The organism is uncultured Actinomyces sp. (assembly GCF_963526355.1).
In the GTDB taxonomy this organism is placed as follows: Bacteria; Actinomycetota; Actinomycetes; order Actinomycetales; family Actinomycetaceae; genus Actinomyces.
Genome location: NZ_CAUROW010000051.1, coordinates 1 through 14,978, shown reverse-complemented (window position 1 = coordinate 14,978; position 14,978 = coordinate 1). Strand labels below are relative to the sequence as shown.

The following is a 14,978-nucleotide window of genomic DNA, read 5'->3' as shown; positions in this document are numbered from 1 at the left end:
CGCATGGCCTCGTTGAGGTCGTGGGTGATGAACAGGATCGTCTTGCCGAGCTTGCCCTGGAGGTCGATGAGCTGGTCCTGCATCTCGCGACGGATCAACGGGTCGAGCGCGGAGAAGGCCTCGTCCATGAGCAGGATGTCGGTCTCTGCCGCTAAGGCGCGGGCCAGGCCCACGCGCTGCCGCATCCCACCGGAGAGCTCGCCCGGCTTGTAGTCACCCCACCCCTCAAGGCCCACCATGGACAGGGCCTCCTCGGCCCGACGCTCGCGTTCGGAGCGACTCACGCCCTGGACCTCCAGGCCGTAGGCGGCGTTCTCGCCCACTGTCCGGTGCGGCAGGAGGGCGAAGTTCTGGAAGACCATGGAGACGCGTTTGCGGCGAAGATCTCGAAGCTTCGGCTTGGAGATGTGGGCCAGATCCTCCCCGTAGAGGGTCATGCTGCCCGCAGTGATGGGCAGCAAGCCGTTGACCATGCGGATGAGCGTGGACTTGCCCGAGCCCGACAGCCCCATGACGACGAAGATCTCACCCTTGTCGACGTCGAAGGAGGTGTCGATGACGGCGGCGGTCTGCCCCGACTTCCTCAGGTCGTCACGTGTCTTGCCGGCCTTGAGTCTCTTGACGCCGTCGGACGGTCGTCGACCGAACACCTTGTAGACGTGGTTGGCCTCGATGACTTTCACAGCACTCCTCGCGATCTAGCTCCTGGGCTTGCGCGCACGGAGATCCGGAAGGAGATCCGGAAGACGAGCTGGAGAACCTCTTCCAGGGCGCTCGAGACGGCGGCAAGCCCGTTTCATGGTGCTGCGGAGCGCTCCGACGGTCAATTTGACTACAGTCCAGAACCTACAGATTCACGGGCCTTCAGGCCTTGACAGGCTTATGAGCGTGGTCCGGGAGACGCCCGGAGAACCGAGTGAGGACCACCCCGGGACCGGGACCGGGATTCACAGACCCGCAATGCCGGAAATGATTGAAACGCTCCTGGATAACAGGGATCTCCAGCAACCACGCGCATCGAGAACACGGGGGTCGCACATAACCAACAAAATGAAGCTCCGCAACTGGAGGATTTCAAAGGAGTTGAAAGTGAAAATAATCACATTTCAGTCTTGACTCTGCCCGCACGGCCGCACCACCGGGGAGAGGATGCCGAAACTCCACCGATCCCGCCGACCGCCCATTCGAAGCGGGGTCGGCCACCCTCCCCGCATCACTAGGCTGAGGGGCACGATCACGACCCGGAGAACCAGCGGAGGAGGCGGCCGGCGTGCCTGCTGCAGGATGGACCCCGGCGGACGGACTGCCCCCTCGGGGATTCTTCAGAGGTCCAGGGACGCAGGGCCCCAAGGCCCATACCGATGTGCGCATCTCGAACATGTCACTCATCCTGCGCCATCTCCAAGCGAGCCCCGCGCTGTCACGCACACGCCTGGCCCGTGAGACAGGACTATCGAAAGCGACCGTGTCGACTCTGGTGGCCGAGCTGTGCTCACGGGGACTGCTCATCGAGGAGGAGCCCGATCTGTCCGGCAACGTCGGCAGACCGAGCACAGGCCTGCGCACGGCTCCGCATGCGGCGGCGGGAATCGGTCTGGAGATCGGTGGAGCCTCCCTGCTCCTATCCATCGCGGACCTGACGGGGAACGTCATCCTGCGCAGCTCCGAGCTCGTAGGCGACACCGGGCACCACCCCGACAAGATGGTCGAGCACATCGGCACCATACTGTCTCACGCCCTGGACCGACTGGCGCAGCAGGGCACGACCGTTCCGGGAATCGTCCTGGCCCAGCCCGGGATCATCGACTACACCAGCAACACCGTGCGCTACTCCTCCACCCTGGGATGGCACGACGTCGCCGTGGCGGAACAGGTCCGTGACGCAATCGCCCGCCACATGGGTGCCGGCAGGGACATCCCTACCATCACGTTGGAGAACGACGCCAAGCTCGCCGCTCTGGCCACCTACGAGCGCTATGCGGACGCCGGGGTGCGCAACCTGCTCTACCTGTCGGGCGGGGAGGGTATCGGTGCGGGCATCATCGCCGACGGCCACCTCCTTCGGGGTTGGCTGGGCCTGACCGGCGAGGTCGGGCACATGCCCGTAGAACCCGAGGGCCTTGCGTGCCGATGCGGGCGACGCGGCTGCTGGGAGACCCGCTCCGGCCTGCAGGCACTGACGTCGGCATACCCATCAGGCGATGCGGTGCGAGACGAGACCACCTCCTTGGAGGAGCGCATCGAGATCCTGCGCCGGCGCTTCGACGCCGGGGACACCGAGCTCGCGCAGCGACTGGGGCTGTCTCAGCAGGCGCTCACACATGCGCTGGCGATCCTGGCGGACGTCCTCAACCCCCAAGTGATCGTGCTGTCGGGCTACCTGGCGACCTTCGCGGACGTATTCCTCTCCCCCACCACCGCAGCCCTGGAGGCTCGCCTCCTGGACCAGCGCGCCCGAGTGAGCGTGGAGGTCTCCCACCTGGGTCAGTGGGCGTCGTCGCACGGGGCGGCCCTCGTCGCGCTGGAGTCCGTACTCGACAACCCCTCCCTAGTCGATCTCGGACGAGGCATCTGACCGCCGTCGGATTTATCAACCGCCGCGCCAGTAGCGGTCGGCCAGCGCATGCTGTAGTTTGTTCGGAGTTCAGACTATTCAGCCCGAAGGAGTGCTGATGTCTCCCCAGACCCAGCCCGTGCCACAGGCCCCCACCCAGGACAGGGGACGCCTCACCCTGCCGATCCAGACCGGCATGGACGAGGAGGTCCGTTCCCTCGTCGCCCGTCTGGGCGCCGACGCCGTGAGGAACTCCGACGGCACCGAGCTGCCAGACATCGTCTCGGAGCTGGCCACCAGGGTCTACTCCACCTACTTCGTCGGACGCGGTGACAACGCCTGGGCGGACGCCCACCCCGAGGAGGCCACCAGGATCTTCCTCATGTCCGACCGAGTCACGGTCACCACCGACGGCCCTGTGAGCATCGACCTGCTGGCCCCCTGGTTCGCCGACCAGGTCCGACCGGACACCGGCTGTGACGTCTCGCGGTGGTGGCAGGTCCACGACCGCACCACCGGCCAGGAGCTGCCCCGGGCGGCGTGGAGCATCGAGGCCGATGGGCGCACGGTCACCGTGCACGAGGCACTCGCCGGGCACGTCTACACCGTCAGCTTCCTGGCGACCCAGGTCTGGGACCCGACCCAGATGTACAACTACCTCACCAACGGCTGGGACGACGACCCCTCGCGCGTGAGGGAGAAGCCCTTCGACGTGCGCCATGAGGCCACGTGGGCCCATGTGCGCTCCCACCTGAGTGCCTGGCTCTCCACACACCCCGAGGTGGACGTGGTCCGCTTCACCACCTTTTTCTACCACTTCACCCTCGTCTACGGTGCCGACGCCGCTGAGCGCTACGTCGACTGGTTCGGCTACTCCGCCTCGGTGAGCGTCCCCGCCCTTGAGGCCTTCGAGGAGGAGTACGGCTACCGCCTCAGCGCCGAGGACTTCGTCGACGGCGGGTACTACAACTCCCCCTTCCGGGTTCCCACCCGGGCCTTCCGCGACTGGATCGACTTCCAGCAGCGCTTCGTCTCCTCCCGGGTGCGCGAGCTGACCGACGCCGTGCACGCCCAGGGCAAGGAGGCGATGATGTTCCTGGGGGACAACTGGATCGGCACCGAGCCCTACGGCGAGCACTTCGCCGCCACCGGCATCGACGCCGTCGTCGGCTCCGTCGGCTCAGGGGCGACCTGCAGGATGATCGCCGACATCCCCCACGTCCGTTACACCGAGGGCCGGTTCCTGCCCTACTTCTTCCCCGACGTCTTCCACCCGGGCGGCGACCCGGTCACCGAGGCGAACCGCAGCTGGCTGGAGGCCCGGCGCGCCATCGTGCGGTCTCCCCTGGACCGGATCGGCTACGGCGGCTACCTGTCCCTGGCCGTCGAGCACCCCGACTTCATCGACCGCATCGAGCAGATCGTCACGGAGTTCCGCTCCATCCACGAGCGCTCCGGAGGACGCCGACCACTGACCCCCAGTTTCAAGGTCGCGGTCATCAACTCGTGGGGTCGCCTGCGCTCCTGGATGACGCACATGGTCGCGCACGCGCTGTGGTACCGCCAGACCTACACCTACCTGGGGGTCCTCGAGGCGCTGTCGGGTCTGCCCCTGGACGTGGAGTTCCTGTCCTTCGACGACGTTCGCACCGGTATCCCCCAGGACGTCAAGGTCCTCATCTGCGCAGGCGCTGAGGGCACCGCCTTCTCCGGAGGCGAGCAGTGGGCGGATCCGGACCTGATCGCCGCGGTCAGCTCCTTCGTCGCCGCCGGTGGCGGCCTCATCGGGGTGGGTGCTCCCAGCGCTCACCCCGCCCACGGAGTCACCTTCCAGCTCGCCGACGTCCTGGGCGTCGACCGCGAGATCGGTTGGGGCCTGGGCACGCGTCGTCCTCTTCCCACGGTGCAGGAGCACTTCATCACCCAGGACCTGACCGAGGGTCTCAATGACGGAGAGGGGACCCCCGACGTCGTCGTCGCCTGCCCCACCACCCAGGTGCTCGACGCCACGAACGGCCAGGTCCGCCTCGCAGTCAACGAGCTGGGCCGGGGCAGAGCGGTGTACGCCACGGGACTGCCCTACTGCGCCCAGAACTCCCGACTCCTGCACCGGGCGGTCTTCTGGGCCGCGGGCCAGGAGGAGGACTTCCCCAGCTGGGCCGCCCTCGACCCCAGGGTGGAGGTGGCCGCCTACCCCGATGGACGCACCACCCTCGTCATCAACAATGCGCTCGAGCCCGTCACCACGACGGTGCCGACGCCTCAGGGCCCCCGGACAGTGCGTCTGGAGGAAGGAGGCCACCAGTGGCTCACCGCTGCGACGCAGTGAGCACCCTTGTTCGAGTTTCCACATGTGTCCCGCAGGCGGACGCGCGCTGACGGTGTCATGTCGCCGCCCCGTCTCACCCACTCCCTCCGGCACCCGCCGGCCTCTTTTCAATGACGAAGAAGGAAGATCCCATGAAGAAACACGCCCTGGCCGCCTCAATGCTCGCCCTGGCGCTGCTCGCCTCAGGCTGCTCGGCCACCAGCTCCTCATCCGGTTCATCCGCATCCGGCGGAGTGATCCGCTACCTGCACCGCCTTCCTGACGGCGAGGGCATGACGAAGGTCAACGACATCGTGGCCCGGTGGAACACCGAGCACCCCGACATGAAGGTCGAGGCCACCAAGTTCGACGGCAAGGCCCCGGACATGAATGTCAAGCTGGAGAACGACGTGAAGGCCGGAACCGGTCCCTGCCTGGCGCAGGTCGGCTATGCCGAGATCCCCAAGCTCTACTCCTCCGGTCTGCTGGCCGATGTGTCCAGCCAGGCGGAGAAGTACAAGGACCACTTCTCCGAGGGGTCGATGTCGCTGATGACCGTGGGTAAGACCACCGTCGGCCTGCCGCAGGACTCCGGCCCGCTGGTCTACTTCTACAACAAGTCCGCCTTCGATCAGCTCGGGCTGAAGGTGCCCACCACGAGCGCGGAGCTGACCGACGTCGCGCAGAAGGCGGCAGCCCAGGGCAAGTACGCCGTGGCCTTCGAGCCCGACGAGGCCCCCAACACCCTGGCGGGTCAGTCGGCCGCCGCAGGCGCCCAGTGGTTCACCGCCGACAATGACAAGTGGAAGGTCAACGTGTCCAGCCCGGAGACCACCAAGGTCTCCACCTTCTGGCAGGGTGTCCTGGACTCCAAGGCCGCCCTCGTGGCCAACCGCTGGGACGACGCCTTCGGCAAGGCTCTGGTCGACCAGCAGCTCATCGGCACCATCGGCGCCGCCTGGGAGGGTGCACTTCTGGCCGACACGATGAAGGACTCCCCCAATGCCGGGGCCTGGTCGGTAGCGCAGCTGCCCGCCTTCGGTGACACACCCATGTCCGGTCCTGACGGCGGCTCCGGTGTGGCCGTCCTCAAGGGCTGCTCCAACCCCGAGGGGGCCATGGCCTTCAACGACTGGTTCAACACTCAGGTCGACGACCTGGCCACCCAGGGACTGGTCCTCACCGCGAAGGCACCGGTGAAGACCCCTCAGTCCATCTCCACCTTCTTCGGGGGACAGGACGTCTACGCCGAGTTCACCAAGGCCAACGCGGCCGTGAACTCCAAGTTCGGTTTCATGCCGACCTGGCCCTCCCTGGCGGACCCCATGACTCAGGCCGCCGAGGCGGCCGGGAAGGGAACCGGCAAGGTCGATGACATCTTCCAGGCGGCCCAGAAGACCTCTGTCAGCTCTCTGAAGGACGCCAACCTTCCCGTCGCCGAGTAGGCGCGGTCGAGCAAGGCCCTCGGGCAGCCATCGGCACCACGATCGAAGTGAGAGCACCATGAGTACGACGACAACGGGGCGCTACTCCCCCGTCCCATCGGTACCTGACCGGGCCACAGCCCCTTCCGCCATCCGTACCACCTCGATGCGCAGGCGCAGGCAGGCCCGGGCGGGTATCGGGTTCGTGACTCCGTTCATGGCCATGTTCACTCTCGTCTTCCTCATTCCGATCGTGGTGTCGGTCTTACCGGTCCTTCTTCCGCGACGTCGCCTCGGGCTCGGACCTCTACGGCGGCGGGGATAAGGTCAGCAGCTTCGTCGGTCTGGACAACTACGCCCAGGCCGCGGGGCAGCCCGCCTTCTGGAGGGGGATGGGACGAGTCCTACTGTTCGGCGTCGTCCAGGTCCCGGTCATGATCCTGGCGGCCCTCGCCCTGGCGCTGGTGCTCGACTCCCTCCTGGTCAAGCGGGTGACGGTCTTCCGTCTGGGTTTCTTCCTGCCCTACGCGATCCCCGGGATCGTGGCCGCGATCGTGTGGCTCTACATGTACAACCCCAGCTTCTCCCCGCTCAACGAGCTGCTGGGGCTCATAGGCCTGAACGTGGACTTCTTCGGCAGGAACATCATCCTGTGGTCCATGGCGAACATCACAACGTGGACCTTCACCGGGTACAACATGCTCATCTTCCTGGCGGCGCTCCAGGCAGTGCCCCACGAGCTTTACGAGGCCGCTCGCATCGACGGCGCCACCGGATGGCAGATCGTCCGGCACATCAAGATCCCCATGGTCCGTTCCGCCTCCCTGCTGGCGGTTCTGCTCTCGATCATCGGAACCGTGCAGCTGTTCAACGAGCCCACCGTTCTGTACAGCCAGAACCAGTGGATGGGGCTGGACTACACCCCGATGATGATGGCCTACAACTCGATGACCGGTGCGCTCTCGCCGTCCGGCTCGGGCCCGGCCTCCGCTGTCTCCGTCCTCATCGCCCTGGTGGCCGGCTTCCTGGCCGCCATCTACGCCCTCGTGCAGAACAGGATCGACAAGTGAAGCCCACCGACACCCCCCGCTCACTGCGTCCGTCGATCCCCGCACGGGCCTTGACCATCGCGGTCCTGGTCATTGTCCTGGCCTACATGCTCGGCCCGGTCTACTGGCTCATCATCTCCTCCACCAAGTCCAACTCCGACCTGCTGACCACTTCCGGGTGGTGGTTCTCCGGACGCAACAGCTTCTCCGCCAACTACAGCGCGCTGATGAGCTGGACCCAGGGGCTCTTCTGGCGCTGGATCCTCAACTCACTGCTCTACTCGGCTCTCGCCGGGGTGCTGGGAACACTCCTGTCGGTCGCCGCCGGCTACGGCCTGGCGAAGTTCGAGTTCGCCGGTCGGGGCGCTGTCCAGGTCGCCATCCTCTCTGGGCTGCTCATGCCCATCGCCCTGCTGACCATCCCCCTGTACCTGGTCCTCGACGCCGTGAACCTCACCAACACCATCTGGTCGGTCATCCTGCCGTGCTCAGTCAGCCCCTTCGGTGTCTTCCTGGGCCGCGTCTACGCCGACTCCTCGGTGCCCAACGAGATCATCGACTCGGCCCGCATCGACGGGGCCGGCGAGATCCGCATCTTCTTCACGATCGTGCTGCGGCTGCTCGCCCCGGCGATGGTGACCATCTTCCTGTTCATCTTCGTGGCGACCTGGAACAACTTCTTCCTGCCCCTGATGACCATCAACTCCGCCTCGCTCAAGCCCGTCACCCTGGGGCTCTACGGGATGTCGACCTACTTCAACCCCCAGTACGGCGCCCTCCTCCAAGGCGCTCTTCTGGGCGTCATCCCCCTGATCGTGCTGTTCCTGGGCCTTCAGCGCTTCTGGCAGTCCGGTCTGGCCGCCGGCGCCGTCAAGGGCTGAGTCCCCGTCCCTCCCCATCACCGTCCCTGTTCACCCCATCCACCCGCCGTCCCGTCCCGGGCAACGGCGCCTCACCAGAGGAAGCATCATGATCCACTTCGGCACCGGCGGTTGGAGAGCCGTGATCGGCGATGAGTTCACCCGGGCCAACGTCCGGCTCCTGGCCCAGGGGCTGGCCAACCGCATCCTGGCGGAGGGCACGGCCTCGCAGGGCGTCGTCATCGGCTACGATCGCCGCTTCCTGTCGGACACCGCCGCCTGGTGGGCCATCGAGGTGCTCGTCGGCAACGGTATCCGGGTCACCCTCATCGACCGCCCGTCCCCGACCCCGACCACCATGTGGACCGTGCGCCGTCTCAAGGCCGCCTACGGGATCGCCGTGACCGCCTCCCACAACCCGGCCCTGTACAACGGCATCAAGATCTTCCTGCCCGGTGGCCGTGACGCCGATCTGGAGTTCACCGACGAGCTCACCGCCTCCGTGAGACTCCTGACGGAGGCGGACGTGCGCAGCGTCGAGCCGCATGCGGCCCGCTCCTGCGAGCTGGTCACCGTCCAGCGCTCCATCAACTGGTACCTGGACGCCATCATCGACAAGCTGGACACCGAGACCATCCGCCACGCTCATATGCACATCGTGCTTGACCCGATGTTCGGGGTCTCCGAGACGAGTCTGCAGACGATCCTGCTGACCGCCCGCTGCCAGGTGGACGTCATCCACGACCGCCACGACCCCCTGTTCGGGGGCCGCATGCCCTCACCCACCGAGGGGACCGTCACCACCCTGCGCAACGCCGTCGTCGAGTCCGGTGCGGACCTGGGCATCGCCACTGACGGGGACGCGGACCGCCTGGGCATCATCGATGACACCGGCGCCTACCTCACCCCCAACCAGGTCCTGGTCCTGCTCTACGACTACCTGCTGACCCGCAAGGGGTGGACGGGACCGGCCGTGCGCAACATGTCCACCACCCACCTGCTGGACCGGGTCGCGGCCGCCCACGGGCAGGTCTGCTACGAGGTGCCCGTCGGCTTCAAGTGGATCAGCGCCAAGATGGCCGAGACCGGCGCCGTCATCGGAGGCGAGTCCTCCGGGGGCCTGACCGTGCGCGGTCACATCCCCGGCAAGGACGGGGTCTACGCCGGTTCCCTGCTGGTCGAGGCGGTGGCTGCCTCGGGCAAGAGGCTCTCCGAGCTCTACGCCGATATCGTGGCCAGGTACGGCGAGCTCGTCATGGTGGAAGGCGCCTACGGCTTCACCTCCGAGCGTCGCGCAGAACTGGAGGAGCGCATCTTCAACGCCCATGATCTTCCCGCCTTCACCCATGACGTGGAGCGCGTCTCCTGGGAGGACGGCTGCAAGGTCTATTTCACGGGCGGTGGCTGGGTGACGATCCGATTCTCGGGCACCGAACCCCTCCTGCGGGTCTTCGCCGAGATGCCCACCGGCGACGAGGCCCGAGAGACCGCGGCCGCCGTCGCGAGCCACTACGGTCTGGACGCCTGAGACGACTAGGAGAAGAGGATCCACATGACTGACGCAGCAGACCGGACCCGCACCGCCGTCGTCCTGGCCCGGGGCCTGGGGACCCGGATGCGGACGGAGGGCCCGGCCGGCTCCGGCCTGACCTCCCAGCAGGCCGCGGCCGCCGCCAGCGGTTACAAGGCCCTCATGCCCATCGGCGGGCACCGGCTCATCGACTACAGCCTGGCGGCCCTGGCCGACGCCGGGATCGAGCGTGCCGTTCTGATCGTCGGGCCCGAGCACGAGGACTTCCGCCACCACATCGACTCCCTGAAACTCACCCGACTCACGATCGACCTGGCCGTTCAGGTCACCCCCTTGGGGACGGCCGACGCCGTCCTGTCCGCCGAGGCCGCCGTGGGCGAGGAGTCCTTCCTCATGGTCAACGGGGACAACTACTACCCCCGTCAGGTGCTGCGCGACCTGGCCCTCCACCGGGGCACCGCCCTGGCCGGTTTCGACCGCGCCGCCCTGGTGGCCGAGTCCAACATCCCCGCCGAGCGGATCGCCGCCTTCGCTCTTGTGCGCGCCCGCGACGGGGTGCTGGAGGAGATCGTGGAGAAGCCCGCGCCGGAGGTGGTCCGGGCCGCCGGAGCCCACGCCCCGGTGTCGATGAACGCCTTCCGTTTCACCCCTGAGATCTTCGCCGCCTGCCGCCGGATCAGCCCCTCACCGCGCGGCGAGCTGGAGATCGTCGACGCCGTGCGCGCCCTGCCCGGTCCGGTCTCGGTCCTGCCGGCGACCGGCGGGGTCCTGGACCTCTCGCGACGTGAGGACATCCGCGAGGTCGAGGCCCGCCTGTCCGGGACGGAGGTATCGCTGTGAGTCAGGGAACGCGTCAGGCGATGAGTGAGGCGCCCGAGGAGACCGCCTGGCGGGTGCCCGGACGCGTCGAGGTCCTGGGCAAGCACACTGACTACGCCGGCGGCTCGGTCCTGGTCGGCGCCATCGACAGAGCAATCACGGCGCGGGCGCGTCGTGTGACGGGGCCGCCCGCGTCCCTGACCGCCACCACGGACGGCGGCGATCCGGTCACCCTGCGCGCCGGGGTGGACCCGGGTCTGGAGCCGGGCCACTGGGGCCGCTACCTTCAGACGGTTCTGGACCGTCTCACCCTCAATTTCGGGGTGGGCACCGCGGCCCACCTGTCCATCTCCTCGGACCTGCCACCGGCCTCCGGGATGAGCTCGTCCTCCGCGCTCGTGTGCGCCACGGCCCTGGCACTGGCCTCCCTCAACGGGTGGGACGCGGATCCCCGGTGGATCGAGTCGATGCCCGACCGGCTGTCCCTGGCCGGCTACCTCGCCGCCGTGGAGGGCGGGCGGGCCTGGCGCGACCTGCCGGGAACCAGCGGGGTGGGCACCCGCGGTGGAAGCGAGGACCACACCGGCATGCTGTGCGGAGCCCAGGACCGGCTGCTCCTGGCCGACTTCGACCCGATGTGCATCACCCGAACCATCTCCTTCCCCTCCCAGTGGGCGCTCGTCGTCGGCGTGACCGGAGTGTTGGCCCACAAGACCGGTGCGGCCCTGGAGGACTACAACCGTGGGCCGAACACCGTCCAGGCGGTGCTGGCCAGGTGGAACGAGGCCACCGGACGCACCGACGCCTCCCTGGCCGGTGCGGTCAAGCACCTGATCGGGGACGCCACCGGCGAGCAGGCGGCCGGCGATCCGGCACTGAAGGACCTGCTAAGGCTGTGCGATCCCGGCTACGAGAGGCAGCGGATCGAGCAGTTCCTCGTCGAGTCCCTCGTCCTGGTTCCCGACGGCGCCCGGCTGATCGCTGCTGCCGACCCCGGCATGGGCGAGGTCCTTGAGCGCTCCCAGGAGCTGGCCGACCGAGGCCTGCGCAACCAGGTGCCCCAGACCCGGCTCATGGTGTCCCTGGCCCGTGAGGCAGGCGCCATCGGCGCCTCCTCCTTCGGAGCCGGATGGGGCGGATCCGTGTACGCCCTCGTTCCGGCGGATGATGCCGAGGACTTCGCCCCCCAGTGGCTTCAGACTTATCGAGACCGGGCTCCGGAGGCCGAGCGCGCCGCCACGATTGTGACCAGGCCGGGGCCAGGAGCCTGCCGGCTGCCCTGAGCACCCCGAGCGTTCTCAGTACTCTGGGCCATCAATCCGACGGTCGGGCTCACACGGTGTCGTGGGTGACGGAACAGGGTACGAGGAGCCGGCCACCGGGGCTGATGACGCGATCAAGCACTCGGAGCGTCCCCAGAAGCACACCCGCGATGATGACTTCATTTCGGCAGTTTTTGTTGAGAAATGAATCAATCGAAGTCGTCGAAGATCATAGTTGCCACAAACGGAAAGAATGGTAGGATAAATTGTCCGTTGACACCCCACCTACTCCCAAATAGGAGATCCCCTATGAAAACCTTAGCCCGCATTTCCCTCGTCGCCCTCCTTATGGCCGGACTCGCAGCGCCCGCCAGCGCCGCAACAACCGCTTCCCCGGCTCAGCAGGAGGATCCGGCGACATACGGCAGGCCCCGCCTGGACTGGTGCGCCTTCCCCTCCTCGCCGTGGTGTGACAGATCAACCAGCTGGTGGTGGCGCCACTGATCCCCCACTCTGTCACCCCTAAGCTCACCCCTTAGGGGTGACAGTTTTTTGACATCAAACACTTCACATAGAAGCGGAGTGTCGGCAACGCCCCTATCTCCTCAAAGATAATGCAGAAAAGCAGTCTTCTCTCAACATTATGGGTTCGGTACCGCAGGTTCTTGCCGCACCTCAGGCGGATGACATTGCTGTTGACCGCCGCCTCTATAACCCTCCTAGATGTCATCACGTTTTTCACCTACATCAACAAAACTACTGCATTCCTGGAAGCCCTCCAGCTTCTGGCCTTCACATCATACGCCTACATAAAGAACCGACGCGTCGGAGTAGCCTTATTTTCTACTGTACTAGTTGGCGCTTTCATTACTCCGAACATATATCTAGGCTGGGCTTGGATCCTCATCTACGCCATCGTCGCCGACCTCCTCGTAGCCAACGAAACACGATTGGCCATCATTCAGATTGCGTTATTTTATCTCGTTCAAATCATCTCAGGAATTCCCCTTCTCCTGACAACCGTTTCCATAATTCTTTTGGGTTCTTTCTGTGCGTCTATTAGCATTTTGATCCGCAGTGCCAAGGAACGCCTGGAGGAGATGCAACGAGAGGCGGATCGCTCCAAGGAGATCGCCGCCGAGCTCATTCAACAGTTGCGCCGAGACATCGCCGACAGCCTTCACGACGATCTGGCCGCGGACCTCACCCGCATGCTCATTATCTCCCGCTCCATCAAACTACCCAGCGGGGATGACCGCGATCGCATTCTCGATCTGCAGGATCGCACCCAGCAGGCCCTCGCCCACCTGCGCGCCCTCATCCACAACCTCGCAGTCTCCAAGGGCCCACCCAGGGAGGAGCCCAGCCTCCAGGAGATCGTCGACTCCAGCGCCTCCACGCTGTCCCAGCGTGAGATCATTCTGGACGCAGACCTGGACGGTATCGAGAAAATTCCGTCACTGCACCGCTCCGAGCCCGGCAGGCTCCTGGTCGCTTTCATCCGTGAGAACACCCTCAACGCCCTCAAGTACAACTCCCCGCACGATCTCGTCTCCCTTTTCGTTGAGCAGGGGCAGGACGTGCTCTTCATCAGCTGCAGCTCACCGTGGCGAGAACAAGAGGTCCCCGAGGAGATGCACGGGGGGTACGGCTTATGGGCGCTTCAGGACCGGTTCGAGAGTGCCGGGGGCTCCCTGAGCTCCAACCGAATCGGGGCCTCTTGGACCGTTCTGGCCAGCCTTCCCTGGAGCGATATCGCACCCCCACTCGATAATGCGAGATCCATTATGTCACCACCGGACGGAGCCGCTTATGCCTAACCACACCGTGCGTTCCCTACGAGTTCTCATCGTTGATGACGATCCCGTCATTCGCACCACCTTCGCCGAGCAGCTCGACGCACAGCGGGCCGTCACCGTTGTCGCAGCAGCCTCCGGAGGACGGCAGGCCATTAGCCTGCTCATGACCGGGCAGCAGCCGATCGACGTCGTCCTGCTGGACAGTGATATGCCGGATATGGATGGAGCCCAGACGGCGAAAGCCATTCACCAGCGGTTCCCTAGGATGCCCATTGTCATGTTCACCGTCTTCAGCCGCGATGAAATGCTGTCCGACGCGTTGGCCGAAGGGGTGAGTGGATTCATCACCAAGGATGAGAGCACGGAGAATGTCGCCGCCGCGCTCCTCCGGGCCAGCCGCGGTGAGCCGGTCATGTCCTCGCGCCCCACGGAGATGCTCGTCAACGCGTACCAGGCCGAGCAGCGCCGTCGGCACGCCGAGGCCCACACCCAGCAGCTGGTCGCCGAGCTGCCTCCCCGGCTCCAGGAGGTCTACGCCTGCCTCCTGGAGGGTCTGACAAACCGCCGTATCGCCAGGAAGCTCGACATCTCCGAGAACACCGTGCGCATCTACGTCTCCGAGGTCCTCCACCACCTCGGCCACACATCCCGTACCGAGCTCATCGCCTCCGCCCTAGGCACCTGAGAGACAGAACAGCCGACCGGCCGCAGGATCAACGGTGTGAGGCCTCGCGAGTCCTCAGCGCTTCCAACGCCCCTACGCTGGAGCCATGAGTAGCACCCCCGCTGCGGCCCACCCGCTGCCACGCCGCGTCTCCGAGATCTTCGACCCCGCCCGCTGGCGGGAGGTGCCCGGCTTTCCCCATGCCGAACCCGGCGTCGAAGATCCCCACGAGACCCCCCGGCCACTGGCTCTCACCGACGTCACCTACCACCGGGGCTGCGTCCGGGACGAGGACGGCGCATGGACGCGGGACCTGCCGGTCGTCCGGGTGGCCTTCAACCGCCCCGAGATCCGTAACGCCTTCCGCCCCCGCACCGTCGACGAGCTCTACCGGGTCCTGGATCACGCACGCACGAGCGGCGACGTCGGCGCCGTCATCCTCACAGGCAACGGCCCCTCCCCACGCGACGGCGGTTGGGCCTTCTCCTCCGGGGGCGACCAGCGCATCCGGGGCCGGGACGGCTACCGTTACGAGCGGGACACCTCGCCGGACGCTTCGCAGAAACCCCCGACTGCCGCCGGCGAGACTGACGACCGCACCTACAGCCACGAGGCCGATGTTGCTGCCGCTCAGGCCCGCCTCGACACCGCCCGGGCCGGCCGCCTCCACATCCTGGAGGTCCAGCGCCTCATCCGCACCATGCCCAA

At 66.4% G+C, this 14,978-nt stretch carries 12 protein-coding genes and 1 pseudogene; 12 read left to right on the top strand and 1 reads right to left on the bottom strand.

All coding sequences use genetic code 11. The features are described from left to right. On the bottom strand, positions 1-683 hold a 683-nt coding region (locus tag RWR81_RS09755), incomplete at its 3' end, for an ATP-binding cassette domain-containing protein (RefSeq protein ID WP_314457282.1). 695 nt (positions 684-1,378) lie between these two features. On the opposite strand from RWR81_RS09755, the gene RWR81_RS09750 reads away from it, so the two are divergent. The 12 genes and pseudogenes from RWR81_RS09750 to RWR81_RS09695 form a co-directional block, all read left to right on the top strand. Beyond that, positions 1,379-2,575, top strand: coding sequence for an ROK family transcriptional regulator (locus RWR81_RS09750; protein WP_314457284.1), 1,197 nt, complete (start codon positions 1,379-1,381; stop codon positions 2,573-2,575). Positions 2,576-2,672: 97 nt separating this feature from the next. After that, complete coding sequence (gene gnpA / locus RWR81_RS09745; RefSeq protein ID WP_314457280.1) at positions 2,673-4,883, top strand: 1,3-beta-galactosyl-N-acetylhexosamine phosphorylase; 2,211 nt, start codon at positions 2,673-2,675, stop codon at positions 4,881-4,883. Between the two features lie 131 nt (positions 4,884-5,014). Beyond that, the gene (locus tag RWR81_RS09740) at positions 5,015-6,307 is read left to right on the top strand and encodes an extracellular solute-binding protein (RefSeq protein WP_314457278.1); all 1,293 of its coding nucleotides are present in this window, start codon (positions 5,015-5,017) and stop codon (positions 6,305-6,307) included. Between the two features lie 145 nt (positions 6,308-6,452). Further along, a pseudogene (locus RWR81_RS09735) lies at positions 6,453-7,356 on the top strand (carbohydrate ABC transporter permease). After that, the gene (locus RWR81_RS09730) at positions 7,353-8,216 is read left to right on the top strand and encodes a carbohydrate ABC transporter permease (protein ID WP_314457276.1); all 864 of its coding nucleotides are present in this window, start codon (positions 7,353-7,355) and stop codon (positions 8,214-8,216) included. Before RWR81_RS09735 ends, RWR81_RS09730 begins: the two are co-directional and overlap by 4 nt. Positions 8,217-8,304: 88 nt before the next feature. After that, positions 8,305-9,723 (top strand): phosphoglucomutase/phosphomannomutase family protein, encoded by a 1,419-nt coding sequence (locus tag RWR81_RS09725; protein WP_314457273.1) that lies wholly within the window; start codon positions 8,305-8,307, stop codon positions 9,721-9,723. Positions 9,724-9,747: 24 nt separating this feature from the next. After that, positions 9,748-10,566 carry a sugar phosphate nucleotidyltransferase gene (locus tag RWR81_RS09720; RefSeq protein WP_314457272.1) on the top strand — a complete coding sequence of 273 codons (819 nt, stop codon included), beginning with the start codon at positions 9,748-9,750 and terminating at the stop codon, positions 10,564-10,566. Continuing rightward, positions 10,563-11,828 carry a galactokinase family protein gene (locus RWR81_RS09715; protein WP_314457270.1) on the top strand — a complete coding sequence of 422 codons (1,266 nt, stop codon included), beginning with the start codon at positions 10,563-10,565 and terminating at the stop codon, positions 11,826-11,828. The genes RWR81_RS09720 and RWR81_RS09715 overlap by 4 nt, the downstream gene beginning before the upstream one ends. A 288-nt stretch (positions 11,829-12,116) precedes the next feature. Then, positions 12,117-12,311, top strand: coding sequence for a hypothetical protein (locus tag RWR81_RS09710; protein WP_314457268.1), 195 nt, complete (start codon positions 12,117-12,119; stop codon positions 12,309-12,311). 563 nt (positions 12,312-12,874) lie between these two features. Next, on the top strand, positions 12,875-13,627 hold the full coding sequence (locus RWR81_RS09705; protein ID WP_314457265.1) for a hypothetical protein: 753 nt from the start codon (positions 12,875-12,877) through the stop codon (positions 13,625-13,627). Then, complete coding sequence (locus RWR81_RS09700) at positions 13,620-14,291, top strand: response regulator transcription factor (protein ID WP_314457263.1); 672 nt, start codon at positions 13,620-13,622, stop codon at positions 14,289-14,291. Before RWR81_RS09705 ends, RWR81_RS09700 begins: the two co-directional genes overlap by 8 nt. Positions 14,292-14,376: 85 nt before the next feature. Next, positions 14,377-14,978, top strand: a 602-nt coding sequence (locus tag RWR81_RS09695) for an enoyl-CoA hydratase-related protein (RefSeq protein ID WP_314457261.1), incomplete at its 3' end; no start/stop codon positions are given.

What these genes read in the sequence shown, in the direction of transcription:
- RWR81_RS09750 (WP_314457284.1), top strand. Translation starts at nt 1,379, where the DNA reads ATGTCACTCATCCTGCGCCATCTCCAAGCGAGCCCCGCGCTGTCACGC.
- gnpA (WP_314457280.1), top strand. Translation starts at nt 2,673, where the DNA reads ATGTCTCCCCAGACCCAGCCCGTGCCACAGGCCCCCACCCAGGACAGG.
- RWR81_RS09740 (WP_314457278.1), top strand. Translation starts at nt 5,015, where the DNA reads ATGAAGAAACACGCCCTGGCCGCCTCAATGCTCGCCCTGGCGCTGCTC.
- RWR81_RS09725 (WP_314457273.1), top strand. Translation starts at nt 8,305, where the DNA reads ATGATCCACTTCGGCACCGGCGGTTGGAGAGCCGTGATCGGCGATGAG.
- RWR81_RS09720 (WP_314457272.1), top strand. Translation starts at nt 9,748, where the DNA reads ATGACTGACGCAGCAGACCGGACCCGCACCGCCGTCGTCCTGGCCCGG.
- RWR81_RS09710 (WP_314457268.1), top strand. Translation starts at nt 12,117, where the DNA reads ATGAAAACCTTAGCCCGCATTTCCCTCGTCGCCCTCCTTATGGCCGGA.
- RWR81_RS09700 (WP_314457263.1), top strand. Translation starts at nt 13,620, where the DNA reads ATGCCTAACCACACCGTGCGTTCCCTACGAGTTCTCATCGTTGATGAC.